This window comes from Candidatus Pantoea formicae, from assembly GCF_011752625.1.
Lineage (GTDB): Bacteria > Pseudomonadota > Gammaproteobacteria > Enterobacterales > Enterobacteriaceae > Pantoea > Pantoea formicae.
In genome coordinates, this window is sequence record NZ_VWXD01000015.1 from 39,038 (window position 1) to 57,308 (window position 18,271).

General features: G+C 52.4%; 14 protein-coding genes. 6 read left to right on the top strand and 8 right to left on the bottom strand.

Translation table 11 applies throughout. The features are described from left to right. Positions 1-260: 260 nt before the first annotated feature. From treZ to glgX, 3 genes are read left to right on the top strand one after another with little or no spacing between them, the layout of a single operon-like run. Positions 261-2,045, top strand: coding sequence for a malto-oligosyltrehalose trehalohydrolase (treZ, locus tag F3J38_RS24845; RefSeq protein WP_167143381.1), 1,785 nt, complete (start codon positions 261-263; stop codon positions 2,043-2,045). Continuing rightward, the gene (gene treY, locus F3J38_RS24850; RefSeq protein ID WP_167143383.1) at positions 2,042-4,537 is read left to right on the top strand and encodes a malto-oligosyltrehalose synthase; all 2,496 of its coding nucleotides are present in this window, start codon (positions 2,042-2,044) and stop codon (positions 4,535-4,537) included. The genes treZ and treY overlap by 4 nt, the downstream gene beginning before the upstream one ends. 50 nt (positions 4,538-4,587) lie before the next feature. Beyond that, on the top strand, positions 4,588-6,663 hold the full coding sequence (gene glgX / locus F3J38_RS24855; RefSeq protein WP_167143386.1) for a glycogen debranching protein GlgX: 2,076 nt from the start codon (positions 4,588-4,590) through the stop codon (positions 6,661-6,663). 36 nt (positions 6,664-6,699) lie between these two features. Here the strand turns inward: glgX and F3J38_RS24860 are convergent, their stop codons facing one another. Together F3J38_RS24860 and F3J38_RS24865 are read right to left on the bottom strand one after the other, a co-directional pair. Next, complete coding sequence (locus F3J38_RS24860) at positions 6,700-7,038, bottom strand: helix-turn-helix domain-containing protein (protein ID WP_240156073.1); 339 nt, start codon at positions 7,036-7,038, stop codon at positions 6,700-6,702. Further along, positions 7,010-7,417, bottom strand: coding sequence for a type II toxin-antitoxin system RelE/ParE family toxin (locus F3J38_RS24865; protein WP_167143389.1), 408 nt, complete (start codon positions 7,415-7,417; stop codon positions 7,010-7,012). The genes F3J38_RS24860 and F3J38_RS24865 overlap by 29 nt, the downstream gene beginning before the upstream one ends. Positions 7,418-7,703: 286 nt before the next feature. Here F3J38_RS24865 and F3J38_RS24870 point away from each other — a divergent pair, with 286 nt between their 5' ends. Both F3J38_RS24870 and F3J38_RS24875 read left to right on the top strand, forming a co-directional pair. After that, a complete protein-coding gene (locus tag F3J38_RS24870; protein ID WP_167143393.1) occupies positions 7,704-9,341 on the top strand; it encodes a methyl-accepting chemotaxis protein in 1,638 nt (545 codons plus the stop codon). Between the two features lie 86 nt (positions 9,342-9,427). Further along, positions 9,428-10,624: an MFS transporter gene (locus tag F3J38_RS24875; RefSeq protein ID WP_167143395.1), complete on the top strand. Its 1,197-nt coding sequence runs from the start codon at positions 9,428-9,430 to the stop codon at positions 10,622-10,624. 103 nt (positions 10,625-10,727) lie between these two features. Here the strand turns inward: F3J38_RS24875 and F3J38_RS24880 are convergent, their stop codons facing one another. From F3J38_RS24880 to fliD, 4 genes are all read right to left on the bottom strand, one after another. Next, positions 10,728-11,063 (bottom strand): SRPBCC family protein, encoded by a 336-nt coding sequence (locus F3J38_RS24880; RefSeq protein ID WP_167143399.1) that lies wholly within the window; start codon positions 11,061-11,063, stop codon positions 10,728-10,730. Further along, positions 11,060-11,374 (bottom strand): ArsR/SmtB family transcription factor, encoded by a 315-nt coding sequence (locus F3J38_RS24885; RefSeq protein ID WP_034822684.1) that lies wholly within the window; start codon positions 11,372-11,374, stop codon positions 11,060-11,062. Before F3J38_RS24885 ends, F3J38_RS24880 begins: the two co-directional genes overlap by 4 nt. Before the next feature lie 25 nt (positions 11,375-11,399). Beyond that, positions 11,400-12,011 (bottom strand): ATP-dependent Clp protease proteolytic subunit, encoded by a 612-nt coding sequence (locus F3J38_RS24890; protein WP_167143402.1) that lies wholly within the window; start codon positions 12,009-12,011, stop codon positions 11,400-11,402. A gap of 119 nt (positions 12,012-12,130) precedes the next feature. Further along, positions 12,131-13,543, bottom strand: a complete 1,413-nt coding sequence (gene fliD / locus F3J38_RS24895) for a flagellar filament capping protein FliD (protein ID WP_167143404.1) — start codon at positions 13,541-13,543, stop codon at positions 12,131-12,133. Between the two features lie 445 nt (positions 13,544-13,988). Here fliD and licT point away from each other — a divergent pair, with 445 nt between their 5' ends. After that, entirely contained in the window at positions 13,989-14,852 is an 864-nt protein-coding gene (licT, locus tag F3J38_RS24900; protein ID WP_167143407.1) for a BglG family transcription antiterminator LicT, read from the top strand. A 30-nt stretch (positions 14,853-14,882) separates the two neighbouring features. Here licT and F3J38_RS24905 read toward each other — a convergent pair whose 3' ends face one another. Both F3J38_RS24905 and bglF read right to left on the bottom strand, forming a co-directional pair. Then, entirely contained in the window at positions 14,883-16,277 is a 1,395-nt protein-coding gene (locus F3J38_RS24905; RefSeq protein WP_167143410.1) for a glycoside hydrolase family 1 protein, read from the bottom strand. 15 nt (positions 16,278-16,292) lie between these two features. Further along, positions 16,293-18,161 (bottom strand): PTS beta-glucoside transporter subunit IIABC, encoded by a 1,869-nt coding sequence (bglF, locus tag F3J38_RS24910; RefSeq protein WP_167143530.1) that lies wholly within the window; start codon positions 18,159-18,161, stop codon positions 16,293-16,295. Positions 18,162-18,271 lie beyond the last annotated feature (110 nt).

Sequence of the window (18,271 nt, forward strand, 5' to 3'; positions counted from 1 at the left end):
GTGTTCGGGCGTGCCAAGGTACGCCCGAACATCCTCCCTGATTCATCGTTTTTCTGCCCCAATTAGCGAAGCGCAACGCTCCGGTAATTTCCGAAACCCACCGAATTCCCTTCTGCACCCGCCTGAAAAGGCAAAAATATCGACTATGATCTGTTCTCAGTCCTGATGAGCCGTCCCACTTTACGCCATACATTTTTTAACGGAACGCTTACCGCTTGATGTCGTCCATTGCCCTTGCGTGGGCTTAACGAGGCAATTGAATGGAATTCAGATCATTTGAGAAATCCTGGGGTGCGGAGATTAAGGCAGATGGCAGCGTGCTGTTTCGTCTGTGGGCACCCGGCCAGCAGCAAATTACACTGCGCATCGCTGAGGGTGACCATCCCATGCACGCGATGGGTGAGGGTTGGTATGAGCTACAACTAAGCGACATTGCTCATGGAACGCCATACCATTACCTGCTCGCCGATGGCACTTTAGTGCCCGACCCTGCATCCCGCGCACAGCAATCGGCGGTGAATGGCCCTTCACTGGTGATAGACCCTCGCCATTACGTATGGCAACACCCAAACTGGCGCGGCCGGCCCTGGGAAGAAACCGTGGTGTATGAACTGCATATCGGCACCTTCACCCCGGAGGGCACCTTCCAGGCGGCGATAAAAAAGTTGCCGGAATTAAAAGCACTGGGCATCACCATGATCGAAGTTCTACCAGTGTCGCAATTTGGTGGAACCCGCGGCTGGGGTTACGACGGCGTATTGCTTTATGCTCCGCAAGCCAGTTATGGATCGCCGGATGATTTCAAAGCGTTCGTTGATGCCGCGCATGCGCATGGCTTATCGGTGGTTCTCGACATTGTGCTTAACCACTTTGGTCCAGAAGGCAATTATTTGCCGCTGCTGGCACCCGCGTTCTTCCACCAGGAGCGTATGACGCCTTGGGGCGCGGGTATCGCCTACGATGTGGATGCCGCACGCCGCTACATTATCGAAGCCCCGCTCTACTGGCTGCAAGAGTTTCATCTCGACGGTCTGCGTTTTGATGCTATCGACCAGATCGAAGATAGCTCCAGTAAGCATGCATTAATTGAGATTGCTGAACGCATCCGCCGTGACATCACCGACCGACCCATCCATCTCACCACGGAAGATTGCCGCAACGTGACCTTCCTGCACCCACGAGACAAACAGGGTAACGCGCCACTGTTTACCGGCGAATGGAATGACGACTTTCACAACGCCATCCATGTGTTTGCCACCGGTGAAACCCACGCCTACTACCAGGACTTTGCCGACGTACCGGAAAAACTGATTGCACGCATTCTGACTGAAGGCTTTGCCTATCAGGGCGAAATCTCCCCGCAAAGTGGTCAGCGGCGTGGCGTACCGAGTGCCGGGCAACCGCCGGTGGCCTTTGTCGATTTCATCCAGAATCATGATCAGGTCGGTAACCGGGCGCAAGGGGATCGATTGATTACGCTGGCTGGCACAGAACGCACCAAAGTGCTACTCGCCACCTTACTGTTGTCACCGCATATCCCATTGCTGTTTATGGGAGAAGAGTTTGGCGAAACCAACCCGTTTTTATTTTTCACAGATTTCCACGGCGATCTCGCCAAAGCCGTACGCGAGGGACGTGCCCGCGAATTCACCGGCCACGCTGGGCATGATAGCGACGTGCCCGATCCTAACGATGAACAGACCTTTATTCGCTCTAAACTCGACTGGAATAAACCGCACAGCGTTGAGGGGAAAGCCTGGCTAGCGTTCACACAGAGCCTGTTGCAGTTGCGCCAGCGCCACATTGTACCTTTGCTGGGTTCGGCTGCGGGTCACAGTGGCAAGGTAGTGAAAACTGCCAAAGGCTTTGTGGCGGTAAGCTGGTCATTCCCGGCTGGAGAGCTGTCAATAGCCCTCAATATCGGTAAAACTGCACAACCCCTTCCTGCTCTGCCCGGTGAAACCATTTTTGCGTGGCCACAGGAAAGTGCGTCCCTGCCACAACACACCATTGTCGTTCGTCTGAACACGGGAGTATCCGCATGACTGTGCCTTCCGCCACCTACCGTATTCAGTTTCGTAATGGCATGACGTTTGACCGCGCCATCGAACTCATCCCCTATCTGCAACGTCTGGGGATTAGCCATCTGTACGCTTCGCCCATCTTCACCGCCACCCGTGATTCCACTCACGGATATGATGTTACCGATGCCAATGAGATCGATCCCGCACTCGGTGGACGTGAAGGGTTTGATCGCCTGTCTGCCGCTTTGCAGCAGGCACACCTCGGTTTAATTCTCGATATTGTGCCAAACCACATGGCCGCATCGCTGGAAAACCCCTGGTGGCATGATGTCATTGAACAGGGTGAGCACAGCCGCTATGCCCGCTACTTTGATATCGACTGGTCACGCCGTTTAACCCTTCCGTTCCTGGGCGACGACTTTGACCGGGTACTACAAAATAATGAGCTCAGCGTAAAGCCCCATCCACAAACTGGCCGTCCAGTCATGGCTTACTACGACAGCTTCTACCCCCTGACGCCGACCAGCTGGGAAAATCGGGTTGATGAGGTGCTGGCCATCACCGACCATGAAGCCATTGCCGAACTGCATCAACAGCAGCCCTGGCAGTTAATCAGCTGGCGCGATGCACGAAGAAACCTCTCCTACCGCCGTTTTTTTGAGATTACCGGTTTGGTGGGGATACGCGTGGAGGATGAAGACGTATTTAACGCGTCACACGCGCTGATTCTGGAATTGGTGCACCATGGCGCAGTGAGTGGATTACGTGTCGATCACATTGATGGATTGGCCGATCCGCAAGGCTATCTGCAACGTCTGCGCAAGGCCGCGGGACCAGATTGCTACATTACGGTGGAGAAGATTCTGGCCGAAGGGGAACAGATCCCCGCAGAGTGGCCGATTTCTGGCACCACCGGCTATGAGTTTATCGCAGCGCTGTCTCATGCCTTAATCGACGACACACAGATTGATGCGCTACACCTCGCTTACGAAGCCGCGACGGAAGAGAGAAACAACCTTCGAGCGGGTTTGCGGGCGGCACGTGAATTAATGGTGGATCGCAATTTTGCCGGTGAGTTTGCCCGCCTGCTGGCATTAGCCACCGATATTGCTGGCGAAGAACAGCGTAATTTTGGCGAAGCGGAACTGCATGTTGCGCTGAGAGAAATGCTGATTGCCTTCCCTGTTTATCGCACATACGGTCGCCACGCTGGCATGACGTTGGCGGGAGAAGAGTTGCTGCAGCGGGTGCTGGAGGAGGTGAAGTTCAGTGCGTCACCCGTTGCCCTGAGCTTTCTGCAAGCCGTATTACTGGGGGCGCTATCTGAACACAGCGAGCAGAACGCTGCTGAATTCCGCTCGCGTTTCCAACAGCTTACCGGCCCGCTGATGGCGAAGTCCGTCGAAGATACCCTGTTTTTCCGCAATCACGTGCTGCTGGCGATCAATGAAGTGGGCGCAGAACCGTTGCCGCACCCCTTCTCGTTGCAACATTTTCACCAAGAGATGCAAACCCGTCTTCAGCGCCAACCTGATGGCATCTCTACCACCTCAACACACGATACTAAACGTGGCGAAGATGCCCGTGCGCGCCTTTATACACTCAGTGAAGCCCCCGCATTGTGGGCTGAGCATGTGACGCGCTGGCGTGATCTTCATCAATTACAGATAACGCCACTGCGAGATGGCGTTGCCCCTGAACCCGCTGTCGAGTGGATGCTGTATCAGGCATTGGCAGGCGCATGGCCCACAACCTTACAGCCACAAGATGCCGCAGGATTAGCCGCACTGCAGGAACGTGTTGTTCCTTTTGTTGAGAAAGCACTGCGAGAGGCCAAACTGCGTACCGATTGGGCTGAAGGCAACGAGCAATACGAAAAGGCGGTGCTGGACTATACGCGCCACCTGCTCTCACCGCACAATCAGGCGTTTTTGGTGGACTTCCATCAAGCGTTACAACCCTTCCTGACCGCCGGACTGATCAATAGTCTGACCCAAACCGTCATCAAACTCACCGCGCCCGGTGTACCCGATATTTACCAGGGTAGTGAAGCGCTGGATTTCAGCCTGGTTGATCCTGATAACCGCCGCGAGCCCGATTTTTCCACCTTACAACAGCAGCTTAGCGCAACGGATACACCGAATTTTAATCAGCAGACGGATTGGTTAAATGGCACGCTCAAACAGCAGGTTATCGCCCGTATGTTGCATCTGCGTCTGGATAAACCGCAGTTGTTCCGTTTTGGCGATTACCAACCGCTGTATGCCACGGGTGAAAATGCAGAGCATGCCATCGCGTATGCCAGGCAGGACAGCAGTGATACGTTGCTGGTCGTGGTTCCCCGTTTGCTGCTAAACAGCCAAGGCTGGGCACGAGCCATCATTCAATTACCGGAGCCATTGGCACATCGCCGCTATCGCAATCTGTTGAGCGGCGAAATGCTCTCGCTTAACGAACAACTTTCACTGGAAAACATGCCGTACTACGCGCCGCTGGTGCTGATTGCCAGCTAAGCGTTCATCACATCAACCTGTATTTCTGTTCATTGGATGGAGAGGAATGAATGTCTAACGGTAAGCCTTTGGAAATCACCGCGGGTTCGGGTCTGCAGTTGGGTGCGAACTATGACGGTGCAGGGGTGAACTTTGCCCTGTTCTCAGCCCACGCTGAACGTGTTGAGTTGTGTCTCTATGATGAGAGTGGGCAGCATGAGATCGCGCGTTTTGATCTGCCCGAATATACCCATGAAATCTGGCATGGCTATGTGCCAGGATTACCTGCGGGCGCTCTTTACGGTTATCGCGTACATGGCCCGTTCGACCCGGAAAATGGGCATCGTTTTAACCCCAATAAGCTGCTTCTTGATCCTTATGCGCGTGAACTACGCGGCAACATTGACTGGAATGACGCGCATTTCGCCTACGATCTGCTTCATGAAGATAAAGACCTGACCTTCGACGAGCGTGACAGCGCACCCTTCACACCGAAATGCCGTGTTATCGACCCTAACGAATTTGACTGGCAGGACGGTAAGCGCCCTCACATTCCGTGGTCGCAAACTGTCATTTATGAAACGCACGTGAAAGGCTTTAGCCAGCTCAATCCGGCCGTGCCGCCAGAAATGCGCGGCACCTATGACGGAATGAGCAATAAAGCCACGGTGGAGTACATTAAAAGCCTGGGGGTGACGTCGGTTGAACTGCTGCCGGTGCACTGGTTCCCCGACGATCAGCATCTGCTGGATAAGGGGTTGAAAAACTTCTGGGGTTATAACTCACTGGCCTTTTTTGCACCGGCATCGCGCTATTTTGGTCCGCGAGGGATTCAGGGTTTTCGCGATATGGTGCGCGCCTTCCATGATGCCGGGATTGAAGTGATTCTTGATGTGGTCTACAACCACACCGCTGAGGGCAACGAACTCGGCCCAACCTTGTCATTTAAAGGCATCGATAACTTCTCCTATTACCGCACGCTGCCCGATCAGCATCGTTATTACATCAACGACACTGGCACCGGCAATACCCTCAACACCTCACATCCTCGCGTGCTGCAGATGGTGATGGATTCGTTGCGCTATTGGGCAGAATCGATGCATATCGATGGTTTCCGTTTTGATTTGGGCACCATTCTCGGACGCGAACCCGAAGGCTTCGATCAACGCGGCGGCTTTTTTGACGCCATGACGCAAGACCCGGTGTTGTCGAAACTGAAACTCATTGGCGAGCCTTGGGATATTGGACCGGGAGGTTATCAGGTAGGCGGTTTTCCACCTGGCTGGGCCGAATGGAACGACAAATATCGCGACACAGTACGCGAATACTGGAAAGGCGATAACGTCTCTACCGACTTCGCCGCGCGTTTATTAGGTTCCGGCGATCTCTACGATCAGCGCGGACGCCGCCCGTGGGCCAGCATCAACTTCTTAACCGCGCATGATGGCTTCACGCTGAACGACTTAGTGTCATACAACGAGAAACACAACGACGCCAACGGTGAAGACAACAACGACGGCCACAACGATAACCGTTCCTACAACTATGGTGCAGAGGGCCCTACCGACGACGAAGGTATCAATGCAGTGCGTGAAAGACAAAAACGCAATTTCCTTGCCACACTGCTGTTCTCACACGGCACACCGATGTTGCTGGCGGGCGATGAGTTTGGCCGCAGCCAAATGGGCAATAACAATGGCTACTGTCAGGACAGCGAAATTTCGTGGCTGCACTGGGAGAATTTGCCAGAATCTGCCGACGCGCTGCGTGAATTTACCCGTCACCTGCTGTCCTTGCGCGCCAAACAGCCGCTACTGCGACGTGAAAACTGGCGCGATGGTATGGATATCAAGTGGTTCAACGCTGGCGGCGGTTTCCAGCAAGCTGAACAGTGGGATGAGGGCACTACACTTGGCGTCTATATTGGTCGCCCCGATCTCCAGACTGAAGAGGGCATCTGGCACGATGTGCTGATGCTGTTCAATCCGTTTGAAGGCAATGTGCCCTTCCGTATTCCACAATTCGGTGAAGGCGGCTGGGTACTGGAACTCACCACTTCCGATACCGCTAAAAAAGGTCTCGTCATCACCAAAGAGAAAGATTTCGAGCTGGAAGGACGCAGCATGGCGCTATTTAGACGGCCTTAACTCATTATGCGGGAAGCTGAACGGCAGCTTCCCTTTTTAAACCGCAAATGCATCTGGCCCCTTGGCAGCAAGGGTATTGAGAATACGTAATGCTGGACCACTTGGTTTGATCTCTCCGCGCTCCCATTTCGAAACGCTATCCACCGTCATTCCCAAGGTATAAGCCAATAGTGCCTGAGTTAAACCATACTGGTTTCGCATCCGTTTGATTTCCTGCCCGGTCATATCATGTACGGCAGCGACGCGTTTGCGGTATTCACTGGCTGAGATGCGCGTTTTAATTTGTTCGACATCTTCACCAGAGATTAAACCTAATGCGCGCAACTCTTCAGCATCTTCAAGCATCTCATTCAATGTCGCTGACGTCGTTTTCATTACAATTTACCTCTCTAAAAGTCCCTCTATTTTTGAGTTGAAGCAGATCGGCCTCACTCGCCTGCAAATAACCCTTAGCGAGAATTTTGTAAGCAGTCAGCGCATCATCTTCAATTTCCTTGGCGTTTTTCTTGTTCAACTCGCCCTTGGACCAGCCATCATAAAAAAATAGCGTGTTTCCTCTTTTGAAGAAAATCACCGAACGCGCCCCACCGCTCTTTCCAGCCTTCAACGCTATACGCTTTTTGATAACACCACCGCCTAAATCAGCTTCGAACTCTCCTCTTTTGACCTCAGCAGCAGCGTTGCACAAATCGGCATCAAATAGTTTTGTTTTCTTGAAACTCCTGTCAAACCGCTTATGCACATAAATCCCCATTCCCTGCCCCTAAAATCCGTAATGATTATTATAGTAATCATTACGGCATTGCTTCAACATCTCCGTTGATAAGATTCATACATGTCTGTCACATTAAATTTTATTGGCACTGAAATGATCCACGACTTCGGTTAAATGCGTCACAATCTCACAACGGTTTACTCGCAGTGCACCACCCCTTCATAAAAAAAAATTAACTAAATCTCACAATCTGCCGATGGTTATTAATCTGCCCTATTCCCTGATTTTCCTTAAGCCAGGGGTGCTTTTAGATTAAGGATAATAAGTGAACATCTCCCAACGTCTTTTACTGACCCTCACCATGCTGTTTGGCGCCATCATCCTGCAAGCCGTGTTTGCTATCTCACTGCTTTCTGGGTTTCAGGACCGTTTTGAATTTGTGCAAACCAATGCCATTCCTTCCATTAAGGACCTTGGCAAACTCATCGATCAAAGTAACCAACTGGCACTGACGCTGTATAAGCATCAAAGCCAAATTCATGACAGCAATATGCCCGCCGTTGAGCAACAAATTGACGGACAAATCAATGGATTGAAAGCACTGACCGATTACTACAAGGCAAACGACATTTCCAATGATGAGGACAAGCGTTTAACTCAGGTCGCTTTTGATAACATTCAAAATGTTGTCGCGCAGTTGCCAGCCTTTTTAGCTGCCTCACGCGCGCATCAAGATGAAATCAGTTTAGGTTTGATGGAAGGCAACAGCGGCGTCGGCGCTGCCATTCGTCAAATGATCAGTGATTATCAAAAACAGCTCATGTTGAATATTGCCGTTGGTGATGAATTGCGTGCCACCAACCGAAGCACCTTTCATTTCGTCTTTTGGGCCACCATTGCGGGTGTTGTCGCGACCGTGGTGATTTTCGGCCTGTTCTCGCTGTTTACCGTCATGCGTATTCGTCGCAGCTTAAGCGCAGTGGGCAAGGTGATGTTATCCGCTAGCGAGAATCTTGATCTGACATTGAGCGCAGATGAAAGCCGTCGCGATGAAGTCGGCAATATGGCGCACTCATTCAATATTTTGATGCAGCGTGTTTCAGACGCACTCTCCTCCGTGCGCAAAGCGTCACAATCGGTGAGCAGTGCTTCCGTGCAAATCACAGCAGGTAACGAAGACCTTTCAGCACGTACTGAGCAGCAAGCGGCCTCGCTGGAACAAACCGCTGCCAGCATGACAGAACTGAGTGAAACGGTCCGTCAGACAGCGGATAACACCCGCCAGGCGAGCCAGTTAGCAGCCAACGCCAGCGAGTTATCCGAGAAGAGCGGTACAGCGCTCACCACCATGTTATCGACGATGGATGACATTCGCGGCAGCTCACGCAAAGTCACGGAGATCGTCTCGATCATTGAAGGTATTGCCTTCCAGACCAACATTCTGGCACTGAATGCTGCTGTTGAAGCGGCACGCGCGGGTGAGCACGGTAAAGGCTTTGCAGTGGTCGCGGGTGAAGTGCGCAGCCTGTCACAGCGTTCAAGCAATGCGGCACGCGAGATCAAAGTATTGATTGAAGAGTCGCACCGATTGACCGAAGCCGGTGCAAATCAGGCCAGCGATGTCGGCCGCAATATGGACGTGATGAATGATGCCATTCATCAGGTCAGCCAGTTGGTTGGTGAAATTGCTGCGGCGGCTGTTGAACAGAGTCAAGGCATTGTGCAGGTTCAACAAGCCGTGAATCAGATGGATGATGTCACCCAGCAAAACGCCGCGCTGGTCGAGCAAGCCGCGTCAGCCTCGCAGTCACTGCAGGAACAAGCGGGAACCTTGAATCAACTGGTGGGCAAATTCCATGTCAGCGATGCGATTGATGTTCCACAGCCTGTTCTGCGTAAAATCTCACAGCCAAAATCTCAGCGTTTAACCGTGGTGAACGACGCCGACTGGCAGAGTTTTTAAGCCCTGCCCCTTCCTGCGCCGCGCGCGCAGGAAGGGTTTCTGTTACCCTTGCCCGCAGGTAATGCCTCCAGGCACTAAGGGAAACGATGAATTTACAGCAACAGCTACGCGGCAAATGGGCGATTTACGGCCTGATGTTTTTACCCGGCTTCACCTGGGCTTCATGGGTTAGCCGCACGCCCTTTATGCGTGACATTCTGCATGCCTCCACCGAGATGATGGGCCTTATCCTGTTCGGCTTTTCCTGTGGTTCCATGCTGTGCGTGTTGCTGGCAGGAAAATTAATCGCGCATTGTGGCACCAGCCGTGTCATGCGTTATGGCTTTGTGCTGCTGCTGAGTGGTGTCGCCGTCATGTTAGCTGCCCTACTCCTGCATAACGCTTACGGGGTGTTCGCCAGCCTGGTGTTACTGGGCGGAGGGACAGCGTTAATCGATGTGGTGATAAACGTTGAAGGCGCAGCCTTTGAACGGCTGATCGGCAAGTCAATTATGACCACCATTCACGGCTTCTTTAGCTTTGGTACGCTGATTGGCGCTCTGTCAGGTCTTGCTATGACGGCAGCAGATATCAGCATTAGCTGGCACTTTGCCGCCGTGGTGCTGGTGAACCTGCTGATCGTCTCCACTGCGCTGCGTCATTTACCCGCCACCAGCGGCAGCGAACGACATGAACAGGATCACAGCGGGGGTTTTCTGGCGCAAGTTGGACGAGAGCTGCGCGACCGTCAACTGCTCATCCTTGGGGTGGTAATTTTGGCCATGGCGTTGGCGGAAGGCTCTGCCAATGACTGGCTGCCGTTATTGATGATCGATGGTCATAATCTCAATCACACGCAAAGCACGCTGGTGTACGCGGGTTTCACTGCGGGCATGACCGTTGGGCGTTTCCTTGGCGGATATGTCGTGGATCGCGTGGGGCGTGTTCTGGTATTACGTGCCAGCGCATTCTCAGCCGCCTTGGGCCTGGCAATGGTCATTTTTTCCAACAACCAATGGCTGGCGGCAGCGGCGGTGTTGTTCTGGGGAATTGGCGCATCGCTTGGCTTCCCTCTGACCGTCTCCGCTGCGGGCGACGGCCAAAACAGCGCGGTTCGTGTGACCATCGCTGCAACACTTGGCTATCTGGCCTTTCTAGTGGGACCGCCGGGCTTGGGCTTTATTGGTGAACACGCGGGTCTGCGCATGGCGATGTTACCAGTGCTGGTGATGGTGCTGCTGGCGTTAGTGTGTGCAGGTGCGGCGGGTTCTCGATACCTCAAAAAGGCTGATCAATCGGTTTAACTGGGGCGGCCCTCAGGCCGCGCAAGGTATCAGAGTAGGCGCTTGATCGCTGAGCAACCTAAAACCGATGCCGCTCTCAATGATTAACCCATTCTGCCAGGCGCTAGGCGGCCAGCATGAGTGGACTGAATCCATCGTTGGCTGCTTGCAGGCGCGGATCGCTCAGGCGATGCACAATGGTCAACAAGGTGCCACCGGCATTATCTGGCGCGATCATAAACGCCACCTCGCTCTCCAGATAGGGGGGCGTGTCATCGCGCATACGATAATGGATCGCTTTGCCAGGTTCACAGGCAACGGGTTCAGCATCAGCTAAAACCGCATCGGGCAGCCAGGCTTCCCGGTATTCGGCGATACTGATGGCGCGCCACACTTTCTCCGGCGGCGCGTCCAGTTGATACTCCTCAACGCGTTCGATAGTTGTCTCGACCTCACTCATTGGTCCATATCCTTCAGCAAACTCTTTAGGGCATCAATGCGTGTCGGCCAAAACGCACGATACTTGGCTAGCCAGTTGACCAGAAACGTCATGCCAACCGGGTCGACTTCATAGTTCACAAACCGCCCTTGCCGCTCTTCACGCACCAGCCCAGCACCACGTAACACCGCAAGATGCTGAGACATCGCCGATTGGCTGATCTCCATCCCGTCGCGCAACGCCGTGGCATTCATGCGCCCCACCGACAGCTTTTCAAATATGGCACGGCGGGTCGGATCCGCCAGTGCTTTGAATATCGCATTTTCAATCATGTCGATGACATTAGCATTTGCTTATTTATTCAGCAAGATAATGTGCAGCAATTTCATGCTCGGAAACAATGACGTTGTGCACTAAACCGTATTCCACCGCCTGCTCCGCACTCAACCAGAAATCACGCTGGGTATCCTGCTCAATTTTTTCGATTGGCTGCCCAGTGGCGTCAGCAAAAATGAGGTTAAGACGGTTTTTCATGCGCACGATTTCATTGCTGTAAATCTGCATATTGCTGGCCGGACCTTGCATGCCGCCGGATGGCTGATGCAGCAGAAAGCGTGTGTTAGGCAATGCATAACGATGCTCCTTTTTGGCCGCCACATAGATGAGCGCCCCGGCGCTGGCGACACAGCCTGAACCGATAATAATCACGTCTGGCGCGATAAAGCGGATAGCATCAAAGATCATATCACCGGATTCCGCATGACCACCGGGAGAGTTAATGAAAAGGGTAATGGGTAGGCTGTTGATGGCTGCAAGAATGTGTAAATGCTGCACCACCTCTTTCGCCATTTTTTCATCGACGGTTCCGGTGATGAAGATCTTACGGGCGTCGATCAGGTGTTCCATCAACGAGGAATTAAGCGGTGCAGCGGCGGGCGGCTGAGGCGCTTCAGAGTGGCTATCATGCATGGGTTGGCTCCGTGAAAAAGACACCCTTACACATTAGCAATCACTTATCTATTTAGCGAATGTAAAATAATCGGTGTCAGGACTCAACGAATGCGTCCTGACACCGATTGAAAGAGAGGTTATTTTTTGCTGCTATTGGAGTTATCGAACTGTTCGGTAAGGTAGTTGCTGGTGTTATTCAGCGTACTGATCATCTTATCTAAATTAGTGAACTGGGTTTTATAGCGTGCGATTTTGTCATCAATGCGCTTACTGGCCGTATTGTATTGATCGGTGAGTTGATTCAGTTTTTTACTGATACCGTCGGTTGCCCCCTGCAACACGCCTTTGCTACTCAGGAAGGCGCTCAAGGTCGTATCCATCACGGTGATTACACCCGATTTTTTACCATCGCCCGTGAACATTTCGCGCAGGCCGTTTGGATTGACATCCAGCGCGCTGGAAAGCTTGTCCGTGTCGAGCTTTAATTTTCCGTTGGTAGGGTCCGTAGTGATACCCGCTTGGCTCAGAGTTTTATAGACGGTAGAGCCCGATGAATTGGCCAGAATACTTTTCAACTGCGTCTGAATGTTTCGTAGTGTGCCATCACCCAGTAACGCACCGTTTTTGCTGTCAGGGTCTTTGCCTGCATCCACCGGGGTGTACTTGGTTAAATTACTCATGGTGTCTTGCAGCGAGTTATAGGCATTGACCCATTCAGTAATGGCACTTTTAGCCTTACTGGTATCTTTGCTCACCGTGAGTGTCTGATTACCAGAGGTTTCATCATTCAGCTTGAGTGTGATCCCTTCTACCGCTTCAGTAATCGTATTGCTGCTGCTTTCAATGGCCACATTATTGACGGTCAGATTAGCATTTTGCGCTTCCACGCTCTGCTTCATACCGCTGTTGGTCTGGTCTGCCGCATCGAAACCAATAAAGCGATTAAGGTCATCATCCCCCGACACGCTGAGGGATTTCACTGCATGGTCAGTGCCGGTCGCGGTAGACGTCAAAGAGAGACGAAACTCGGTGCTTGATACCTTAATTAGACTCGCACTGATGCCTACGTCAGATTTGTTAATGGCGTCACGTAAGGCTGAGAGTGATGTCTGGTCTTTCGTCAGCGTAATGCTCTTTTCTTTACCATCTGCGGTGACAAATTTCATGGTGCGTGAGGCAGCATCGCTGCCGATTGCCGCTTTTACGTCGGTGCCTTTTTCACTGGTCAGCGTTTGCGATTGCGCCAGATTCTTCACGCTAATGGTGTACTTACCGGCTAACGCATTGCCATCACTATCGGCACTAAACGCTGTAGAGCTCGATGCGGTTGAAGTCGAGGTGTATAGCGCAGCATCTTTTAATTTGGTGTTAGCCGTCTGAAAAGTCTGAATTGCAGTTTTAAGCGAGCCATAAGCCGAAAGCTTTGCCGTCGCAGCCGATTGCTGCTTTGAAATTGGCGCTAAAGATTGCTTTTCCGCGCTGGTCAATTTGTCCAGCGTGTCACTCAACTTCATCCCAGAACCGATGCCTAAAGTTGATATCCCGGTCATGCACGTAACTCCTGTTATTTTGACGTTACGGTACTATCGGCGACTTAAGGCAAACCTTTAATGAAAACCTGATCATTTCCTTACGATTTCCTTACGAAACCCCTTACATATCGCCCGGATTTGGTGCAAATGCCCGCTCCACGCCCTTTGCAGGAGATTTGCCATGCAAACAGTCTCTTTACGTTTCGCTATTCCTAGCTATTTTGCGCATCATGCGCCGGCAAGTTTTGGCAAAAGCACGCTTTTAACCCCGGGTATTCTTTACTGCGCTTAGCCTGCCATGGCGTAAAAACATGATGTAAATCACATATCACGGCTATCTCGCTTGTCGGAATCACGCAGCCGCTTATGATCCTGCCAGATTGTTACTGCGTGCAACGCAGGCAAAACCTGACACGCCGTCCTCCCGGTGGGTCAGGTTTTTTCTTTTTCAGGGCCGATAAAAATGAAAATCGCGAAAATCCTCAACAATAATGTCGTGGTGGTACTGGGCGACAACGGCAAAGAACAAGTGGTGATGGGACGCGGGCTGGCTTTTCAAAAACGCGTGGGCGATGTGCTCGATCCCCAGCAGATTGAGAAAGTCTTTGCGTTGCAAAGCGATGCGTTAACTGGACGGCTCAGCGAATTGCTGTCTGATATCCCGCTAGAGGTGATCACCACCAGCGAACTGATCATTGCGCATGCACGTCAGCAACTGGGGCAACCGCTGCATGAGAGCCTGTCGATTGCGCTATGCGATCACTGCCATTTTGCCATTGAACGCCATCAACAAGGCGTGCCGATCCGCAATGTGCTGAAGTGGGAGATTAAAACCTTATATCCCAAGGAGTTTGCGCTAGGTCTAGAGGCACTGGCGTTGATTAAAAAACGCATCGGTGTCGATTTACCCGACGATGAAGCCGGCTTTATTGCCCTGCACTTGGTTAACGCCCAGCTCGGCAGTGACTTTGCCGATGTTTCCCACGTCACACAATTTATGCAGGAGATCCTGCATATCGTTAAATATCGACTGCAACTCGACTATCGCACCGACAGCTTGAGCTATAACCGTTTCGTCAATCACCTGAAGTTTTTCGCACAGCGAATGCTGGGTAAACGCGGCGTGTGCAGTGAGGATGAGTCGTTACATGACGTGGTGCGCGACAAGTACCCCATCGCGTATCAGTGTGCGATGAAGATCGATCAACACATTCAGCAGAAACACCTGTACTCGCTCTCAGCAGAGGAGCGCATGTTTCTAACCATCCACATCGAGCGAGTGCGTAAAGAGACGTTGGCGTTAGAGGAAGATGCGGATGAGGCATGAAACCGGGCGCGCCCGCGCCCGGTCGCAAAATTATTTCAGTGATTCGCCGTGGCTACGGATCACATCCTGATACCAGAAGAAACTCTTCTTGCGCGAGCGCGCCAGTGACCCGTTACCCGCGTCATCACGATCCACGTGAATAAAGCCGTAACGCTTGGAGAATTCCGCTTTGGATGCGCTGACCAAATCAATTGGTCCCCAGCAGGTGTAACCCATAACCTCAACACCATCTTCAATCGCCTCACGCACCTGTACCAGATGGTCATTCAGGTATTGAATACGGTAATCGTCATTGATACTGCCATCCGCTTCCACCACGTCCTTCGCCCCTAGCCCGTTTTCAACAATAAACAGCGGCTTCTGGTAGCGGTCATACAGGATGTTAAGCAGAATACGCAGCCCTTCAGGATCGATCTGCCAACCCCACTCTGAACTGGTAAGATGCGGGTTAGGCACCATCGATAAAATATTGCCGCGCGCTTTCTGATTCTCCTCTTCATTGGTAGTCACACAACCGGTCATGTAATAACTGAAGGAGATGTAATCCACGGTGTTTTGCAGGTCGCGTTTATCTTCATCGGTGATGCTGATGGCAATTCCACGGTCGGCGAAGAAACGCTTCATATAAGCCGGGTAAGCGCCACGCACCTGCACGTCACCAAAGAACAACCATTCACGATTCTGCTGCAACGTTTCCAGCACATCGGCCGGGCGGCAGCTCAGCGGATAAAGCAGTGCGCCGAGTAGCATGTTGCCAATTTTACCGTCTTTCACAATCTCGTGGCAGGCTTTCACCGCGCGTCCGCTCGCTACCAACTGATGGTGGATGGCCTGATAGATGGCTTGTTGATCGCTCTCTTCCGGCAGCCCCACGCCGGTAAACGGCGCGTGCAGCGACATATTGATCTCGTTAAACGTCAGCCACAGCTTCACTTTATGCTGGAAACGAGTAAACACCGTGCGCGCATAACGTTCAAAGCAATCAATGGTGATGCGATTACCCCAACCACCGTACTGTTTGATCAGTCCATAAGGCATCTCATAATGTGACAAAGTCACCAGTGGCGTAATGTTGTATTTAGCCATCTCGTCAAACAGGCGATCGTAGAATGCCAGCCCTTCTTCATTAGGCTCGGCTTCGTCCCCTTGCGGGAAGATACGCGTCCATGCGATGGATGTACGTAACACGGTGAACCCCATCTCAGCGAACAATTTGATGTCCTCTGGGAAACGATGATAGAAATCGATAGCCGTATCTTTGATACCAAAATCAGCACCGCTACGCTCCACGCGTGCGCCGAATATCCCTTTAGGTTGTAGATCCGACGTTGATAATCCTTTGCCACCTTCCTGCCAGGCACCTTCAACCTGATTGGCAGCGACAGCGCCACCCCATAAAAATGCTTCTGGGAAACGAGTAGTCATTTGCTTGCTCCTTGGTTATTTCAGTACGGCCAGCAGCGGTGAGCCTTCACTCACCACGCTGTTATTCAGAGTTAGGACATCAATAAAATCATCACTGTTAGTCACCAGCACCGGCGTGGTGATGTCGAATCCGGCGGCTTTGATGGCTTCAATATCGAACTCCAGTAACAGATCGCCTATCTTCACCGGCTGATCGTTTTGCACTTGCGGGTGGAAGTACTGTCCCTCGAGTTTTACCGTGTCCAGACCAACGTGAATCAATACTTCAGCTCCCTGACTGGACGTTAAGCCGATGGCATGCCCGGTTCTAAACATTGAGGACACCACGCCATCCACCGGCGACACCACGCGTCCGTTCTGCGGCAAGATGGCCGCCCCTTTACCCAGTAAGCCACTGGCAAAGGTTTCATCTTTCACGTGGTTCAGTCCGATCACTTCACCGGCGATCGGACTGACAACGCTTTCACGACGCGTCAAAGGTGCCGAGACTGGCGCAGTTACGGGTTCTGCCACTGCGGCGACAGGGGCGCTCTCTTGCAGGCCAAACAGATAGGTCGTGACGCAGGCAAACAGCAGCGCCACGGCGGCACCGGCAAACGAAGCCAATACGCTGGCATCAATACCCGTGCTGGGCACTACCTGTATAAAGGTGAATACGCTGGGGAAGCCAAACGAGTAAATTGTGGTGTGCCAAAAGCCGAGAATGGCCGCGCCCAACGCACCGCCGATACAGCCAAAAATAAACGGACGCCGACGCGGTAAGGTGATGCCATAAACAGCCGGTTCCGTAATACCAAAGATACTGGCTGTAAAGGCTGAACCCGCCATCGCCTTCACTTTGGCTTCTCTTGTACGCAGGAAAACACCCAGGGTCGCACCTGCCTGCCCCAATACCGCAGGCATCAGCAATGGCAACAGCGTGTCATGCCCAAAGTTGGCGAGATTGTTGAGCATGATGGGGACTAATCCCCAGTGCAGGCCGAAAATCACGCACACTTGCCAGATCGCACCCATCACTGCGCCTGCAATCATGGGGCTGAGGCTATAAATCCACAGATAGCCTTCGGCCAGCATACGGCTAAGCCAAGTTGCCGCCGGGCCAATTGCCAGGAAAGTCAGCGGTACCGTAACCAGCAAGCACACCAGAGGCGTAGTAAAGTTACGCACTGCAACAGGTGAACGTGGATGCACCCCACGTTCAATCAGGCTGGACACCCACGCGGCAAATATGATTGGGATCACCGATGAGCTGTAGTTCAGGATCTCCAGCGGAATGCCGACGAAGGTCAGCGTCTTGCCTGCCTGCTGCTGTTGTAAGGCGTCGAGTATCAGTGGATGCACCAGCGCAGCGGCGATGGCCATGCTGACGAAAGGATTGCCGCCGAATTTTTTCCCGGCGCTGTAGCCGAGCAGAATAGGCAAGAAATAGAACAAGCCATCGCTGGCAACAAAAAGCACTTTATAACTGCCACTACTGGCTTCCATCACCCCCAGTACCAAGGCAAGTGCCAGCAAACCTTTAATGATGCCGGTTGCGATCATCACGCCAATAAAAGGGGTGAAAATCCCAGAAACCAGATCGATAAAGCGGGCGAACAGGTTTTGTGGGGCGGCATCTTCCCCCTTATCTGCGTGGTCGAGTGCATAACGGGCGGTGAGTGCCTGATAAACATCGGCAACCTGATTGCCAATCACAACCTGATACTGGCCGCCGCTCTCAACCACCATGATCACGCCAGGATTGTTTTTCAGCGCGGCGGTCTGCGCTTTTTGGCTATCTCTTAGCTTGAAGCGTAAGCGTGTTGCGCAGTGCATCACACTAAGGATATTTTCTTTGCCGCCAACGCCCGCAACGATCTCATCTGCCAATTCCTGATACTGCATCATCCCTTCTCCCGAAAAATGCCCCGAATTTCACGCAAAAAAAAACCTGAGACACGCCCTCTGTCTTGAGAAAGGGCGCGTCTCAGGTTTTGCCTGCCGAACAGTAACAA